The organism is Lacisediminihabitans sp., from assembly GCF_043726815.1.
Classification (GTDB): Bacteria; Actinomycetota; Actinomycetes; order Actinomycetales; family Microbacteriaceae; genus Lacisediminihabitans.
Window position 1 is genome coordinate 65,815 of sequence record NZ_JAYSJZ010000078.1, and the last position, 16,864, is coordinate 82,678.

At 70.1% G+C, this 16,864-nt stretch carries 12 protein-coding genes; 8 read left to right on the forward strand and 4 right to left on the reverse strand.

Annotation, left to right across the window (positions count from 1 at the left end; translation table 11 throughout):
* Positions 1-18 precede the first annotated feature (18 nt).
* The 6 genes from ACHZD8_RS12055 (at position 19) to ACHZD8_RS12080 (ending at position 10,690) form a co-directional block, all read left to right on the forward strand.
* Complete coding sequence (locus ACHZD8_RS12055) at positions 19-2,109, forward strand: bifunctional aldolase/short-chain dehydrogenase (protein ID WP_394770669.1); 2,091 nt, start codon at positions 19-21, stop codon at positions 2,107-2,109.
* 157 nt (positions 2,110-2,266) lie between these two features.
* A complete protein-coding gene (locus tag ACHZD8_RS12060) occupies positions 2,267-3,676 on the forward strand; it encodes a rhamnulokinase family protein (protein ID WP_394770670.1) in 1,410 nt (469 codons plus the stop codon).
* Positions 3,673-4,458, forward strand: coding sequence for a nucleotidyltransferase domain-containing protein (locus ACHZD8_RS12065; RefSeq protein WP_394770671.1), 786 nt, complete (start codon positions 3,673-3,675; stop codon positions 4,456-4,458). The genes ACHZD8_RS12060 and ACHZD8_RS12065 overlap by 4 nt, the downstream gene beginning before the upstream one ends.
* A 30-nt stretch (positions 4,459-4,488) precedes the next feature.
* Positions 4,489-6,933: a glycoside hydrolase family 3 protein gene (locus tag ACHZD8_RS12070; protein WP_394770672.1), complete on the forward strand. Its 2,445-nt coding sequence runs from the start codon at positions 4,489-4,491 to the stop codon at positions 6,931-6,933.
* An 89-nt stretch (positions 6,934-7,022) separates the two neighbouring features.
* Positions 7,023-9,851: a family 78 glycoside hydrolase catalytic domain gene (locus ACHZD8_RS12075; RefSeq protein WP_394770673.1), complete on the forward strand. Its 2,829-nt coding sequence runs from the start codon at positions 7,023-7,025 to the stop codon at positions 9,849-9,851.
* Positions 9,848-10,690: an aldo/keto reductase gene (locus tag ACHZD8_RS12080; protein WP_394770674.1), complete on the forward strand. Its 843-nt coding sequence runs from the start codon at positions 9,848-9,850 to the stop codon at positions 10,688-10,690. Before ACHZD8_RS12075 ends, ACHZD8_RS12080 begins: the two co-directional genes overlap by 4 nt.
* On the opposite strand, the gene ACHZD8_RS12085 is transcribed toward ACHZD8_RS12080, so the two are convergent.
* From ACHZD8_RS12085 to ACHZD8_RS12100, 4 genes are all read right to left on the reverse strand, one after another.
* Positions 10,668-11,108, reverse strand: a complete 441-nt coding sequence (locus tag ACHZD8_RS12085) for a Dabb family protein (protein ID WP_394770675.1) — start codon at positions 11,106-11,108, stop codon at positions 10,668-10,670. The genes ACHZD8_RS12080 and ACHZD8_RS12085 overlap by 23 nt on opposite strands.
* A 28-nt stretch (positions 11,109-11,136) precedes the next feature.
* Positions 11,137-11,880, reverse strand: a complete 744-nt coding sequence (locus tag ACHZD8_RS12090) for an SDR family NAD(P)-dependent oxidoreductase (RefSeq protein WP_394770676.1) — start codon at positions 11,878-11,880, stop codon at positions 11,137-11,139.
* A 31-nt stretch (positions 11,881-11,911) separates the two neighbouring features.
* Positions 11,912-12,586 (reverse strand): SDR family NAD(P)-dependent oxidoreductase, encoded by a 675-nt coding sequence (locus ACHZD8_RS12095; protein WP_394770677.1) that lies wholly within the window; start codon positions 12,584-12,586, stop codon positions 11,912-11,914.
* Positions 12,587-12,729: 143 nt separating this feature from the next.
* On the reverse strand, positions 12,730-13,365 hold the full coding sequence (locus ACHZD8_RS12100; protein WP_394770678.1) for a GNAT family N-acetyltransferase: 636 nt from the start codon (positions 13,363-13,365) through the stop codon (positions 12,730-12,732).
* A gap of 167 nt (positions 13,366-13,532) precedes the next feature.
* Between ACHZD8_RS12100 and ACHZD8_RS12105 the strand changes: the two genes are divergently transcribed.
* The gene (locus ACHZD8_RS12105; RefSeq protein WP_394770679.1) at positions 13,533-14,141 is read left to right on the forward strand and encodes a TetR/AcrR family transcriptional regulator; all 609 of its coding nucleotides are present in this window, start codon (positions 13,533-13,535) and stop codon (positions 14,139-14,141) included.
* Between the two features lie 112 nt (positions 14,142-14,253).
* Positions 14,254-16,734, forward strand: coding sequence for a family 78 glycoside hydrolase catalytic domain (locus ACHZD8_RS12110; protein WP_394770680.1), 2,481 nt, complete (start codon positions 14,254-14,256; stop codon positions 16,732-16,734).
* Positions 16,735-16,864: the final 130 nt, after the last annotated feature.

The window sequence follows — 16,864 nt, forward strand, 5'->3', positions numbered from 1 at the left end:
CACCATCAAGGAAGAGCAATGACCGCCAAGCAGGATCTCGTCAACCGCAGCAATCGCCTGGGTTCCGACCCGAGGGTCACGAACTACGCGGGGGGTAACACCTCCGCGAAGGGCTTCGAGACCGACCCGGTGACGGGCGAGCCCGTGGAGCTGCTCTGGGTGAAGGGCTCGGGCGGCGACCTGGGAACCCTCACCGAGGCCGGCCTGGCTGTGCTGCGCCTGGACCGGCTGCGCGCCCTGTCCGCGGTCTACCCCGGCGTGGACCGGGAGGATGAGATGGTCGCGGCGTTCGACTACACCCTGCACGGCAAGGGGGGTGCTGCACCCTCGATCGACACGGCCATGCACGGGCTCGTCGACGCCGCGCACGTCGACCACCTGCATCCCGACTCCGGCATCGCCTTCGCCACCTCCGCCGACGGCGAGGAGCTCACCGCGAAGGCGTTCGGCGAGAGGGTGGTCTGGGTTCCCTGGCGTCGACCGGGCTGGCAGCTCGGGCTCGACATCGCGGCGATCAAGACCGCGAACCCGAACGCGATCGGCTGCATCCTCGGCGGCCACGGCATCACCGCCTGGGGCGACACTTCGGATGAGGCCGAGGCCAACAGCTTATGGATCATCGAGACCGCCGAGAAGTTCATCGCCGACAACGGGCGGGCCGAACCGTTCGGAACCGTCTTGGCCGGTTACGCGCCGTTGAGCCCGGAGTCCCGGGCCTCGCGGGCCGCCGCCCTCGCGCCGACCCTGCGTGGCCTGGCCTCCACCGACCGCGCCCAGGTCGGCCACTTCACCGATGCCGCGGTGGTTCTCGACTTCCTGGAGCGCTCGGAGCACCCCCGCCTCGCCGCCCTCGGCACCAGCTGCCCCGACCACTTCCTGCGCACCAAGGTCAAGCCGATGCTGCTCGACCTGCCGCCGACAGCCACCCTCGAGGAGCAGCTCGCGCGCTTGCACGAACTCCACGCGGAGTACCGGGCCGACTACCAGGCCTATTTCGCGCGCTGGAGCTCAGAGAATCGCGCCAGCGATTCCGCGACGCCAGCGCCGAGCGAGCCTGCGAGCGAGGGGGTAGCCGGGGTCCCGAAAATGAGGGGCGCCGACCCGCTCATCATCCTCGTGCCCGGCATCGGCATGTTCAGCTACGGCGCGAACAAGCAGACCGCCCGGGTGGCGAGCGAGTTCTACATCAACGCCATCAACGTGATGCGCGGCGCAGAGGCGATCTCCCGCTACACGCCCATCGACGAGGCGGAGAAGTTCCGCATCGAGTACTGGGCGCTGGAGGAAGCCAAGCTGCAGCGGATGCCGAAGCCGAAGCCGCTCGCGACGCGCGTCGCGCTCGTCACCGGCGCCGCATCCGGCATCGGCAAGGCCATCGCCACCCGTCTCGCCGCCGAGGGGGCCTGCGTCGTGATCGCCGACCTCGACCTGGAGAAGGCGCAGGCCGCCGCCGCGGAACTCGGAAACACGGATGTCGCGATCGGCGTGCAGGCCAACGTCACCGACGAGGACCAGGTGCAGGCCGCCGTCGACGCCACCGTGCTCGCGTTCGGCGGCCTCGACCTCGTGGTCAACAACGCCGGCCTGTCGCTGTCGAAGTCGCTGCTCGAGACCACCGTGGCGGACTGGGACCTGCAGCACAACGTGATGGCGAAGGGATCGTTCCTGGTCTCCCGTGCCGCAGCCCGGGTGCTCATCGACCAGAAGCTCGGCGGCGACATCGTCTACATCTCGAGCAAGAACTCGATCTTCGCCGGCCCCAATAACATCGCGTACTCCGCCACCAAGGCCGACCAGGCCCACCAGGTGCGACTGCTCGCCGCCGAACTCGGCGAACACGGCGTGAAGGTCAACGGCATCAACCCCGACGGAGTCGTGCGCGGCTCCGGAATCTTCGCCGGCGGCTGGGGCGCCAAACGCGCCGCCGTCTACGGCGTTCCGGAAGAGGAACTCGGCAAGTACTACGCCCAGCGCACCCTGCTCAAGCGCGAGGTGCTGCCCGAGAACGTGGCCAACGCGGTCTTCGTGCTCTGCTCGGCCGACCTCAGCCACACCACCGGCCTGCACATCCCGGTCGACGCCGGCGTCGCCGCGGCCTTCCTCCGATGACCGGCACGACTCTCCGCCCTTCCGAAATCCATGCAATCGTGATGCACCGGCGGCGTGTTGACACAGACACGCCGACACTGGCCGAGGAATGCATGGATTTCGGAAGAAGAGGAAGCGGAAGAGGAAGCGGAAGAGGAAGAGGATGCGGGGGCCCGCGATGACGGACGCGGTCGCCGCGGTCGACCTCGGCGCGACGAGCGGGCGGGTGATGCTCGGCTACGTCGGGCCGAACGAGTTGCGCCTGGAGCCGGTGGCGCGGTTTCCCAACGGACCGGTGACCGGCGCGGACGGCATCCACTGGCCGATCGATCGGCTCTTCTCCGACGTTCGTGCCGGGCTCGCGAGCGCCGGGCGCCAGGAGCCGGGGCTTCGCAGCATCGGAGTCGACGCCTGGGCCGTGGACTATGCCCTGCTGCGCGAGGGACGGATGCTCGGCGCCCCGCACCACTACCGCGACGAGCGCAACTTCCGCGGCGTCGATGCCGTGCTCACGGAGCTGACCCCGGCCGAGCTGTACGCGGCGAACGGCCTGCAGCACCTGCCGTTCAACACGCTCTTCCAGCTCGCCACCGATCTCGCCGACGGCACCCTCGCCGGGGCCGATTCGATGCTGCTCATCCCCGACCTGCTCGCCTTCTGGCTCACCGGGCGGTCGGCGGCCGAGCGCACCAACGCCTCCACGACGGGCCTGCTCGACCTCCGCGGCGGCTGGAACGACGCCCTCATCGCGAGGCTCGGCCTGCCGCGCGGCATCTTCCCCGAGCTCATCGACGCCGGAACGACCCTCGGCACCCTCACGACGGCGATGGCCGCGGAGCTCGGCCTGCCCGAGTCGACGGTCGTGACCGCCGTCGGCTCGCACGACACGGCCTCCGCCGTGCTCGCCGTGCCGGCCGTCGACGGCGACTTCGCCTACATCAGCTGCGGCACCTGGGGCCTGGTCGGGGTCGAGCTCGACGCGCCGATCGTCACCGAGGCCGCCCGCCTCGCCAACTTCACCAACGAGGGTGGAGTGGATGGCCGGGTGCGCTTCCTGCACAACGTCATGGGCACCTGGCTGCTGAGCGAGTCGCTGCGAAGCTGGCAGACGGATGACCTCGCCGGCCTCCTGGCGGCGGCCACCGCGGTCACGGCGCAGGTCTCGATCTTCGACGCCGACGACCCCCGGTTCCTCGCGCCGGGCGACATCCCCGCGAGGATCGCCGACTACTGCCGGGAGAATGGCCTTCCCGTTCCGCAGGGCCGGGCCGAATACGTGCGGAGCATCGTCGAGAGCCTCGCCGCGACCTTCGCGCGCACGGTGCGGCTCGCGAGCGAGCTCTCGGGCACGACGGTGTCGGTGGTGCACCTGGTGGGGGGCGGATCCCAGAATGAGCTGCTCTGCCAGCTCACCGCCGACCGCTGTTCCCTGCCGGTGCTCGCCGGGCCGACCGAGGCCACGGCCATCGGCAACGTGCTCGTGCAGGCGCGCGCGCTCGGCCTCGTCACGGGGAGCATCGAGTCGCTGCGGGCGCTCGTCGCCTCAAGCACCGCGGTGCGGCGCTACCTGCCGGGGGCTGCACCGTGAGGCACCACGAGGCCGCGATCGAGGCCTACCTCGCCCACACGGCAACCGTGCCCCAGAACCTCGCGGTGATCATCACGGGGTCGGTCGCGCGCGGCACCGAGCGGGCGGACTCGGATGTCGACCTCTACCTGGTCGTGACCGACGAGGCCCTGGAAGACGCACGCCGGTGCGAGCGGCTCATGTACACGGACACCGAGTTCGTCGACTACGAGGGCGGCTACCTCGACATCAAGGTCGCCAGCGAGCGGTATCTGGATGAGGCGGCCGAGCACGGGGACGATCCGATGCGGGCATCGCTCGACGGCGCCAGAATCGTGTGGTCGCGCGTCGACGGGCTTCAGGACCGCCTCGCGCGAATCCTCGACGTTCCCGAGTCTGTCTGGATCGAGCACATGGCCTCGTTCGTTTCCCAGGCGAGGCTCCACGGCGAGTACTTCCTGCGCCAGGGGCACGAGCTGCACAACCCGTTCCTGCTCCAGCACGCGTCGGTGCACCTCGCCTCGGCGGCCTGCCGGGCGCTCCTCGCGGCCAACCGTGTGCTCTTCCCCGGCCCGAAGTACCTCGAGAAGACCGTGGCGAGCCTCCCGCACAAGCCGGTCGGATTCGAGTCGGCGATCGCCGCAGTGCTGGCCGACCCCACTCCCGGGACCGCGGATGCCGTGCTGACCGCCCTCGAGGCGTTCCGCGACTGGCCGATCTCCCGCGAGCAGACCCTGTCGCGGTTCGTGCGCGACAACGAACTCGCCTGGTTCTTTCGCACCGTGCCGCCCGAATACAGCTGACCGCCGCATCCCCCTCCCCAAGGACACGCCATGACCGAATCCACCCTCGAGCGAATCGCAACGCTCGTGAGCTCGATGACCCTCGAGGAGAAGGTCACGCTCCTCACCGGCGCGGACTTTTGGACAACGACCCCGGTCGAGCGGATCGGCCTGCGCCGGATGGTGCTCTCCGACGGTCCCTCCGGAGTGCGTGGCGAGGTCTGGGACGAGCGCAGCCCCTCGCTCAATCTGCCGTCGGCGACGGCCCTGTCCTCGGCGTGGGACCGGGAGATCGCGCGGCTGTACGGCGTGGTCTCGGGCCAGGAGGCGAGGCGCAAGGGCGTCGACGTCGTGCTCGGGCCCACCATCAACCTGCACCGCTCGCCTCTGGGCGGCCGCCACTTCGAGGCGTTCAGCGAAGACCCGACGCTCACCGGCGAACTCGCCGCGGCCTACGTCGAGGGGGTGCAGAGCAACGGTGTCGGCGCCACACCGAAGCATTACGTGGCCAACGACTCCGAGACTGATCGCTTCACCGTAAACGTCGCCGTCGACGACCGGACGCTGCGCGAGGTCTACCTGCTCGCGTTCGAGAAGCCGGTGACCGAGGCCGGAGCATGGGCCGTGATGAGCGCCTACAACTCGATCAACGGAGCCACCGCCAGCGAGAACGACCTGCTCGAGACGCCGCTCAACAGCGAGTGGGGGTTCGACGGGGTCGTCATCAGCGACTGGACGGCCGTGCGCAGCATCGAGAGCGCCAGGCATTCGCAGGACCTGGCGATGCCGGGTCCGTTCGGCCCGTGGGGCGCGGCGCTCATCGCCGCCGTGGAGTCGGGCGACATCCCGGAGGCCGCAATCGACCGCAAGGTGCTGCGACTCCTCACTCTCGCCCAACGGGTGGGGGCACTGCACGGTTTCGATGGGGCACCGATCACCGCCGAGCAAGTCGACGGCGTCGCCTTCGCTCGTGCCGCGGCCTCCGCCGGCTCCGTGCTGCTGCGCAACGAGGGCGAGCTGCCCTGGTCGGCATCGGCCATCGGCAGCATCGCCGTCATCGGTCACAACGCCCGGTTCGCGCGCACGCAGGGGGGTGGCAGCGCCACGGTGCTCCCGGAGAAGGTCGTGTCCCCCCTCGATGGCGTCAGGGAGGCAGTGCCGGGAGCCGAGGTCAGCTGGACGATCGGCGCGGTCGTGCAGGAGGGTGTCGCGGAGTTTCCCCTCGCCTCCATGACGAACCCGGCGACGGGCGAGCCGGGCCTTATCGCGAGATTCCTCGACGCGGACGACCACGAGCTGTTCCGCGAGCACCGCCGATCCAGTGCTCTCGTCTGGTTCGGCGGAGCGGCGCCGATCACGGAATCCAGCATGGTCGAGTTGTCGACCACCTACCTGCCGCACGAGACCGGCCAGCTGCTCGTGGGATTCGCGTCGGTGGGTCGCGGTCGGATCTACGCGGATGACGTGCTCGTGCTTGACGAGACCGTCGAGGCCGTGGGAACGGACCTCGGGGCCGCGCTTCTCGCGCCGCCGTCGACCTCCGCGCCCGTCTCCGTCGTCGCCGGCACGCCCGTGTCGCTACGACTGGAGTTCGACCTCCCCACCGGCCAGAATGCCATCCCGGCACTCGGCCTGAGTTTCGGCCTGGAACCGGACAACTCCCGCCCGGCCGAGCTCATCGCCGAGGCGGTCGAGGCCGCTCGAGCGGCGGATGTCGCCGTCGTGGTGGTCGGCACGAATTCGCGGGTCGAGTCGGAGGGCTTCGATCGCGGCTCGCTGTCACTGCCCGGCCGACAGGACGAGCTCGTTCGCGCGGTGGCGGCGGTCAACCCGCGCACGATCGTGGTGGTCAACGCCGGGTCTCCGGTGCTGCTTCCCTGGCGCAACGAGGTTCCCGCGGTGCTCGTCGGCTACTTCGGCGGCCAGGAATTCGGGCACGCGATCGCCGACATGATCTTCGGCGACGTCGAACCGGGCGGCCGGCTCCCCACGACCTGGCCGGCGGCGGAGGCGGACGTCCCGGTGCTGAACGTCACCCCGGTCGACGGCGTGCTGCGCTACGACGAGGGAATCCACATCGGCTACCGGGCCTGGCTCAGGTCGGGCACGGCCCCCGCCTATCCGTTCGGCCACGGTCTCGGCTACACCACCTGGGCGTTGGCCGATCTCGAGGCGCCCGCCGCCGTCGCCGCCGGCGACGGCCTCGTCGCCTCGGTCACCGTCACGAACACCGGCAACCGGGCGGGCAAGCAGGTCATGCAGGTCTTCGCGGAGCGCGCCGAGACCGCGATCGACCGCCCGGTGCGCTGGCTCGTCGGGTTCGCCTCGGTGACCCTTGATGCCGGGGCATCCGCGACGGTCGAGGTCGCCGTGCCCGGCCGGGCCTTCGCCCACTGGAGCGACGGCTGGGCGTGGGAGCCCGGGCTGTTCGAACTCCGAGTCGGCACGTCGGTCGACTCGCTCCCCCTCTCCCGCCAGGTGCTCGTCGCCTCCTGATCCGCGGTCGGCGTTTGCCGCCTGCCCCGGATGCCCGCTAAGCTTGAATCGTTTCATTGAAGATCCCGTACCGACTCAAAGGAGAGCCAGTGGCTTCCACCTCCTCGACCGTTCGAGTGTCCAGCCTCCGCGCGGAGTACCGCAGCGACACCGGGTTCGTCCCGACGCCGACGCCCCGGCTGAGCTGGAAGTCCGAGACGCCGATCGACGGGTGGCTGCAGGCCGTGGCCGAGCTCACCGATGGCGACAGGACCACGAGCCTGGAGTCGCGGGACTCCGCGTTGGTCGAATGGCCGTTCGCTCCCCTCGCCCCCGGCGAGGTGCGCGCGGTGCGCGTGCGGGTGACCGGAGTCGACGGGTCGGCCTCCGACTGGAGTGAGCCGCTCGAGCTGACCGGTGGATTCCTCGCCCCCGGCGCCTGGGCAGGCAGGATGATCGGGCTCGACAACCCGGCGACCACGGCGCAGCCGGCACTCCTGCGCACCGAGTTCACGGCATCCGGACCCGTCGCCCGCGCCACCCTCTACGCGACGGCGCACGGCGTCTACCAGGTCGAGGTCAACGGCACCGAGGTGGACGACGAGATCCTCAAGCCCGGCTGGACCGCCTACCAGTTCCGCCTCACCCACGAGACGACGGATGTCACCTCCCTCGTCACCGAGGGCACGAACGCGATCGCAGTCACCCTGGCGGGAGGCTGGTTCACCGAGAGCTTCGGATTCAGGGACTCTGCCGCCCCGTTCTACGGAAGCGACCCGGCCGTCGCCCTCCAGCTCGAGATCGTCTACGTCGACGGCAGCACCCAGACCGTGCTGAGCGACGAGGGCTGGCTGGGCACCGGGGACGGCCCCCTCACCGCGAGCAGCATCTATGACGGCGAGACCTTCGATGCGACCCTCGCCATCGACGGCTGGTCGACCGCCGGCTTCGACGCCTCGGCGTGGACCGCCGTGCGCGTCGACGGCAAGTTCCCCACCCCCAGCCCGCGCTCCGCTCCCGCCGTGCGGGCCATCGAGGAGATCGGCGTGCAGGAGGTCATCACCTCACCGAGCGGCCGCACAATCCTCGACTTCGGCCAGAATCTCGTCGGCACGCTCCGAATCACCGTGCGCGGAGACCGCGGCCACACCATCACGCTGCGGCACGCGGAGGTGCTGGAGAACGGCGAGCTGGGCATCCGTCCCCTGCGCCGGGCGAAGGCGACCGACCATTACACGCTGGCCGGGGGCGGCGCCGAGACCTGGCAGCCGCGATTCACCTTCCACGGTTTCCGCTACGCCGAGATCGACAACCTGCCCGGCGAACTCGACCCGGCCGATGTCACGGCGGTGGTCATCCACAGCGACATGGAGCGCACCGGATGGTTCGAGAGCTCCCACGAACTCGTCAACCGACTCCACGAGAACGTCGTGTGGGGAATGCGCGGCAACTTCCTCTACCTGCCCACCGACTGCCCCCAGCGGGACGAGCGGCTGGGCTGGACCGGCGACATCCAGGTCTTCGCTCCCACCGCCAGCTACCTCTACGAGGCGGACGGATTCCTTGCCGGCTGGCTCGAAGACCTCGCGCTCGAGCAGAAGGCGAAGGGCGGGGTCGTGCCGTTCATCGTGCCGGACGTGCTCGGCGACGAGTCCGCCACGGCGGCAGCAGCGGCGTGGGGTGACGCGGCGACCGTCGTGCCGTGGGTGCTCTACGAGCGGTTCGGCGATGTCGGCGTGCTCGGCGACCAGTACGGGAGCATGAAGTCGTGGGCGGACACCCTCATCGGCATCGCCGGCGAGCGCTACCTCTGGGAGGGCAAGTTCCAGTTCGGCGACTGGCTCGACCCGGATGCCCCGGCCGACTTCCCCGCCGACGCCAAGACCGATCCGGACATCGTGGCGAGCGCCTACCTCTTCCGTTCCGTGGAGATCGTGTCGCGCGCCGCGACGGTGCTCGGCAACGAGCGGGACGCCGAGACCTATGCCGCGATCGCCGCCACGGTTCGCCGCGCCTTCCTGCGCGAGTACGTGAGCGAGTCCGGTCGCATGATGTCGGACGCCCAGACCGGCTACGGGCTCGCGATCATGTTCGGCCTCACCCGAGACGGGGACGAGCGCCAGCGGATGGGCGACCGGCTCGCCTTCCTCGTACGCTCGGCCGGCTACCGCATCGGCACCGGCTTCGTGGGCACGCCCCTCGTCGCCGAGGCCCTGGCCGTGACCGGGCACCTGGACGTGGCGGGCCGCCTGCTCACCCAGACCGAGAACCCGTCCTGGCTGTACCCGGTGACCATGGGTGCGACCACCGTCTGGGAGCGCTGGGACAGCATGCTCGAGGACGGCTCGATCAACCCGGGCGAGATGACGAGCTTCAACCACTACGCCCTCGGCGCCATCGCCGACTGGATGCACCGCTCGCTCGCAGGTCTCGCCCCGGCCAGCCCCGGCTACCGCAGCATCCTCGTCGCCCCCCGGCCGCTGCCCGAGTTCGATTTCGCCCGCACCTCGCACGAGACGCCGTACGGTCTGGCGAGCACGGGCTGGGCGCGCTCCGACCACGGCACGATCGAGATCGACGCGGTGATCCCGCCCAACACGACGGCCGAGGTCTGGCTGCCGGGCGCGCGCGAGTTCGTGCGGGTGGGATCGGGCAGCCACCACTGGTCGGTGCAGGCGGATGCCGAGGCTCCGGCCCGAGGCGAGGTCTCGCTCGAGACCCCCCTGTCCGACATCATCGACGACCCGGAGGCGTACGCCGCGGTCTGGACCACGATCGCCGCTCATGACGACGATGCCGCTCGCGTGTTCCGGCACCACACCCAGTGGACGCCCCGGCGCGCGGTGGGCGAGAGCCTGTTCCAGCTGCCGCCGTTCGTGCGCCAGAACGTGCGGGCCAGGCTGAAGGAGCTGAGCGACTCGCGCCGAAGCGCCTCGTGAGCACCCGCGTCGGCGACGCCGCCGTCGGCAAGATCGGCCTGGGAACGGCGCCGTTCGCGTTCGGGGCGGTCGACGAGGCCACCGCCGTCGCGACCGTGCACGCCGCGATCGAGGCGGGGGTGACCCTGATCGATACCGCGCTGGCCTACACCCGGGCCGGCGTCGAGTCGTACGCGGAGTCCATTGTGCGCCTCGCGCTGTCTGGCCGGCACGAGGACGTGCTCGTGGCCACCAAGGGCGGCCACTGGCGCTCCGGTGACGGCTTCCCCGTGGACGCGAGCCGGGCGACACTCCGGTCGCACTGCGAGATCAGCCTGCGGACTCTCGGTGTGGAGAGGATCGGGCTCTACCATCTGCACCACGTCGACCCGCTCGTTCCGCTCGACGAGAGCGTCGCGGCCCTCGACGAGCTGCGCACGGAGGGCAAGATCGACGCGATCGGCCTCTCCAACGTCAGCATCGACCAGATCGAAATCGCTCGGTCCGTCACCTCGATCGAATCGGTGCAGAACCGGCTCTCGTTCGATTCTGCGGGCGACCTGCCCACCGCGCGGCACTGCGCGGGCGCGGGGATCGCCTACCTCGCCTACATGCCGCTCGGCGGTCCGGACCTCGCCCGGTCGACGGTGGCCGATGCGCGAGCCGCGGTCGCCGCTCGGCACGGGGTCTCGGTGCAACAGGTCTCGCTCGCCTGGCTGCTCGGCCTCGACACCGGAATCGTGCCCCTCGTCGGGTCGAGCCGGCCGCGGACGATCGTGGACTCCGCGGCATCCGCACGCCTCGAGCTGGATGCCGACGACCGCGAGCTGCTGGGGCTCAGCCCTCGGGCTGCGGGCTGAAGTCGAAGACCAGGACGCCTCCCGGGGCCAGCAGCGGACCAACGAACTGCTTGAACTCGGCGTGCACCCGGTCGTAGAACTCCGGATCGGTCACGATCGGCTCACCGACGTAGAAGTTGCGGTCGCCCAGGGAGGAGAAGGTGACGACGAAGCCGTGCTCGAATCCGCCCGGGGCCACCTCGCCGCTCTGCTGCGTTCCACTCGTGATCGACGAGATGTATGGCGCGCCGCGCCGCTCGGTGGCGGCCAGTGCGTGGAACCGGCGCGCGACCTCGGCGCGGTGCGCCTCGGTCGCCGCCGCGGTGTACCTGAAGAGCACGATGTGGACGACCGTGCCCGGCCGGTAGTCGCGCGCGGTGAATCTGTCGACTCCCACCGCCTCGAGTTCGGCTCGAAGGTCTGCCGCCGTGTCGGTCATCCGTCACTCCCCGCTGTCGTCCGCCGGCTCAATTGAGCCGGAGGCTGTGCATGCCGCCGTCGACCGCCAGCACGGTTCCGGTGGTGGACGCGCTGAGCGGGCTCGCGAGATAGGCGATGGCGTGCGCGACCTCCGCCGCGGTGATGAGTCGCCCCATCGGCTGGCGAGCGACGAGGGCGGCCTCGGTGGCCTTCGGGTCGTCGGCCGCGGCGAGCAGCCGCGCCACCCACGGCGTGTCTGCCGTGCCGGGGGAGACCGCGTTCACGCGGATGCCGTGCTGAAGAAAGTCCGCCGCCATTGCCCGAGTGAGCGACTCGACTGCCCCCTTGCTCGCGGAGTAGAGCGCCCGGTTCGGCACCCCGACGCTCGCGACGACGGAACAGGTGTTGACGATCGCCCCGGCGGCCGAGCGCTGCAGATGCGGGAGGGCGGCCCGGCTCAGGCGCACGATGCCGAGCACGTTGACATCGAGCACGCGCCGCCATTCGTCGTCGTCGTTCTCGGAGACCGGCCCGACCGCGCCGATCCCCGCGTTGTTGATGAGGATGTCGATGCCGCCGAACCTCTCGACCACCCGGTCGACCGCGGACGCCACCTGGCTGCCGTCCGTCACGTCGCACGCGACCGAGAAGTGCTGGCCGTCTTCTGGAACGGATCGGTCGAGCACGGCCACACTCGCGCCGCGCGCGCTCAGGTAGTCGGCGGTGGCCGCGCCGATGCCGCTGGCTCCCCCCGTGACGATCGCGACGAGTGCGTCGAATTCCTGGGTCATCAGGGTCTTCTCCTTGGTCGAGTGGCCGGGCCTAGTAGGTGGCGCGGCCGCCGCTGATGTCGTACACGCTGCCGGTGGAGAAGCTGCACTCGTCGGACGCGAGCCAGTAGACCAGATTCGCCACCTCCTCCGCCCTGCCGAGCCTGCCCATCGGGATCTTCGCGATCATGTAGTCGAGAACCTCCGGCGTGTTCGCCGCGTTCATCGGCGTCTCGATCACCGCCGGCGCGATCGCGTTCACGAGCACGCCGCTCGTGGCCAGCTCCTTGCCCAGGGACTTGGTGAGCCCGATGACCGCGGCCTTCGACGTGGAGTACGCGCTGAGGTTGGGGTTGCCCTCCTTGCCGGCGATGCTCGCCATGCTGACGATACGGCCCCAGCCCCTCTCGCGCATGCCCGGCACGACGGCCCGGCAGAGGTTGAAGACCCCGTTGATGTTCACGTCGAGGGTCTTTTGCCAGGAGCGGTCGTCGATCTCCCAGAGCGGCAGGTTCGGGCCGACGATGCCGGCGCTGTTGACGAGGATGTCCACCCGCCCGATCTCCGCCACCGCCCGGTTGACCGCGGCGGAGTCGCTCACATCGAGGGAGAAGTCGGCGTCGGGCGACAGGTCGAGCGAGAAGGTCTCGACTCCCTCCCGACGAAGTCGTGCCACGCACGCCTCCCCGAGTCCGCTCTGGCCGCCGCTGACTATCGCGCGTCTCATGCCTGGTCCTCTCGTCGCGGGGGTGGCCGGGCCACCCGGGAGCTCCGGTCCGGTCAGGCTTCACATTCCAGCTATTCGAATAGTGTATTGCTATTCTGAATAGTGGCCTTGCTGTCGGCGTCGTGGGGGCGCCATCCCGATCCCTAAGGAGCGTCGGAGACGATGACTTGCCACTCGCCGAAACGCACGAACCCGGCCGACCGGGCCAACGCCACCGATGGTGCGTTGTCGAGCTGGCGGCGGTACTGCGGTTCGTAGCCCATCGCGATGGCCTGAGCGCTTATCGCCCGCACCGTCGCTCGAGCCAATCCGCGGCCCCGATACTCCGGCAGGGTGATCGTGCCGAGGTCGGCAAGCCGGGTTCCGTCCCACGGATACATGCTCGCCGCGGCGACGAGCCGACCGTCGACGAAGGTACCGACGACGAGCCAATGGTCGAGCTCGACAAACGCCTCGTCCCTGTCGTCCTCGGGCGCCTCGTCGGCGAATCGCGCAAAGGCCTTCTCGTCGTCGGACGTCAGCCGTCGTGTTCCGGCGAAGGCGGGCTCGTGACGAACGGCATCCTGTTCGGCGAGGGGGAGGTAGAAGAGGTAGTCGGGGTCGTTGAGGGTGATGCCGGCGTGCGCGATCCTCGTGGCGAGGGTTGCCGCATCCACCCGATCGGCGGCGGCCAGGGAGAGGCCGACCGCTCGCTCCGGCGTCAGGGCGAGGATGTCCGCACCGCCATCGAGCTTCAGCAGCGACACCGAACGATTCTCGGCGAGCGCAGGATCGATCACGACGCGAATCCCCTGCTCGGCGGCTCTATCAGGGCGATGACCGGCGGCGGGTTCCCCGTCCCACATCCCCACTCAGCCGTCACTAACTGCTGGCTGGGGCCGCTCAGCCAGCAGTTAGTGACGGCCGAGTGGGGGATGGGGGCCACGCCTGACCCTAGAGTTGCCCCATGGCGCGAACAAACACCTCGGCCCGCGAGGGGGCGGATGCCCGCGAACGCATCCTGGCGGCCGCCCTCGACGAGTTCTCGGCCCGCGGCTATCGTGCGGCCACCATCGGGCGGATCGCGACCGGCGCCGGGATGTCGCGTGCTGGCATCCTGCACCACTTCGAGAACAAGCAGGCGCTGCTTCTCGCCCTGCTCGACGCCCGGGACGACGAGCTGCGGCTTCGCGGCCCGGCGATCGAGCAGGGGGCGGAGTCGGCCACGGAGCTGCTCGCGTCGATGCAGGTCTCGATCCGCCGCATCCTCGATGGTCGAGAACTCATCAAACTCGCCCACATGCTCACCGCGGAGGCGGCGGATGCCGATCATCCGGCGCACGACTGGCTCGTGCAGCGATCGCGCCGCCTTCGAGCCTCGATGCGGGCCGCATTCGACTCGTCGTTCGAGCGTGGAGAGCTGGCCCCCGACGCCGACAGCCGCACCCTCGCGGCACTCATGCTCGGCGCGGTGGAGGGGCTCGAGGCCCAGTGGCTCGCCGATCCGGACGAGGTGGATGTCGCGGAGGGCATCGCCCTCTTCGACCTGCTGATCCGGCGGGCGCTCGCCACCTAGACTGCGTGCCCGGGTCGGGGCGTCGTCGGTCCGTGTGACGAACCGACCTACCAACATGTCGGTCGGTGCGTTACACTCGTGATGCCCCCTCCACCGACGAAGCTGGACGCCCATGACCACCTCCCCTTCCCCCTTCACCGCGATTTCCTGGAGCGGACACTGGATCGCCCCGGAGCAGCCGCCCACGCCGCAGAACCAGATCGGCTTCGGCGGAGAGATCCCGCCGCACGAGTTCGGCCGCGTGCTCTACCGGCGCACCTTTGCTCTCGACGAGGTACCGGCGACCGCGCCGAGCCGCCTCACCGCCGACTCGCGTTACGTGCTGTTCGTCAACGGTACCGAGGTCGGGCGAGGCCCCATCCGCTCCCAGCCGCGACGGATGCGCTACGACGAGCACGACCTCGCTCCCTTCCTCGTCACCGGCGAGAACACCATCGCCATCCTCGTCACCTACTACGGCCATGCCACCGCGTTCTGGCAGCCGGCCATCGCCAACGGCGGCCTCGGCACGGATGCCCTGCTGGTCTTCGAGGCCCGTCTCGGTGAGCGCCTGCTCGTCTCCGACGACTCCTGGCGGGTGTCGCGATCGGACGCCTGGTCGACCTTCGCCCACGGTCCACTCGACGGCGTCCCCGTCGAGAGTCTCGACGCCCGACTGCTGCCGTCGGACTGGGCGCAGTCCGGCTTCGACGACTCGGGCTGGGCGCCGTCGGCGATCGTGTCGACCACCCACATCGGCGGTCTCGCCCGCTCGCAGCCGCCCACCGATCCGTTCGGTGCGCTGCTCCCCCGAACCATCGGCGCGCTCGGGGGCGACACCGTGCCGCCCCAGGTCGTCGCCCACTCGTCCGTCGGCGCCCTGCCGCCGTGGACCAACGACAACCCGGCCGAACGGGTACTCCAGGTGCTCGCCCTCGTCGACACCGCCGAGGCCACGGAGCTCCCCGTCACGTTCGACCTCGCGGCCGCGGCGAGCCACTACGTCCGCTGCGACTTCGGACGGGTAGTGGCCGGCTTCGTCGAGTTCGCTGTCGACGCGCCGGCCGGCACGGTGATCGACCTGCACTACGGGGAGCTTCCCTTCGACCCGACCGCCGGTCTCGTCATGTCGACCCCGCGCACCGGAGCACGCTACATCGCCCGGGGGAGCGACGACCGGTTCACCGCGGTCGAGCTCAACGGCCTGCGCTACCTGCACCTCGTGATCCACGCGGCCGAGCCCGGCCCCATCACGATCGGCGATGTCGCGGTACGCGAGTACCTCTATCCGCGCACCGGCGACTCGTTCTTTCGCTCAGACGACCCGCAGATCGACGCGCTCTATGCGGCCGGCATCCGCACCGTCGACCTCAACTCCTTCGACGCCTTCACCGACTGCCCCACCCGCGAACAGCGCGCCTGGGTCGGCGACGGCGTGGTGCACCAGATGGTGCACCTGGCCACGAACGACGACTGGCGGCTCGCCCGCAACTACATCACCCTCGGCGACTCGCCGCGCCCCGACGGCATGCTCCCGATGAGCGTGGTGGGCGAAATCGAGGCCGGTGGCAGCGTGACGATTCCGGACTGGGCCCTGCACTGGGTGCACGGGGTCTACAACCTGTTCCGGCACGTCGGCGACGTGGACGAGTTGCTCGCCACGCTGCCGACGGTCGAACGGGTGTTGCGCTGGTACGAGCCGTACATCGACCGATTCGGCACCATCAGCGACGTGCCGGAGTGGAACCTCGTCGACTGGGCGAGCGTGTTCACCACCGGCCGCAGCTCCATCGTGACCGCGCTCTGGGCGCGCGCCCTCGCCGAGTTCGCCGAGATGAGCGACTTCGTGGAGAACGCGGGAAACTCGCGCTGGGCGCGGGCACGCTGGGAGGCCGCCCGGGCCGGATTCGAGGACTTCTGGGACGAAGAGCGCGGCACCTACGTCGACCATTTCGTGGGATCCCAGCGGATGCCCGCGGCGTCCCAGGCCGCCGGCGCCACCGCGATCGTCTCCGGCCTCGCTCCGCGCGAACGCTGGTCGCGCATCGCCGACGCGATCACGGACGAGGCATCGCTGGTCGTGCGGTCCTGGATCGGGGGCAACGACGGCGGCTACGATCTGCAGAAGTTGCTCGACCAGTCGAATGGCGTGCAGCGGATCGACTGGGACGTCGACACCGAGATCGTGCTCGCCGAACCGTTCTTCAGCTACGTCGTGCACGATGCCATCGCGGCCGCGGGCCGGGCGGATCGCATCGAGCGGCTCATCCGTCGCTGGTCGCAGTTTCTCGTGAACGGCTACGACACGTTCGGCGAGTGCTGGGGATGGGGCACGCCGGTGCACGGCTGGAGCAGCACCCCCACGCGGGACCTGGTGAGCTACGTGCTCGGGGTGACTCCGGGCGCCCCCGGGTTCACTCGGGCACGCATCGCACCGGCGCTCGGCTCCCTCACTCGCGCCGAGGGCTCGTTGCCGACGCCATTCGGCCCGATCGCCGTGAGCATCGACGGCTCGGCGGTGTCGATCGAGAGCCCGGTGCCGGTCACCTTCGTGGCGACGGACGGCGCCGAGACGGAACTCGCCACCGGGCGCCACCTGGTGTCGCTCGGGTAGGTCCCCCACCACGCCCCCCCCCCCCACATCCCCACTCAACCGTCACTAACTGCTCGCCCGGCGACCCCAGCCAGCAGTTGGTGACGGCTGAGTGGGAAAGTCGGGTGCGGCAGGCGGCACCCCCGCCACT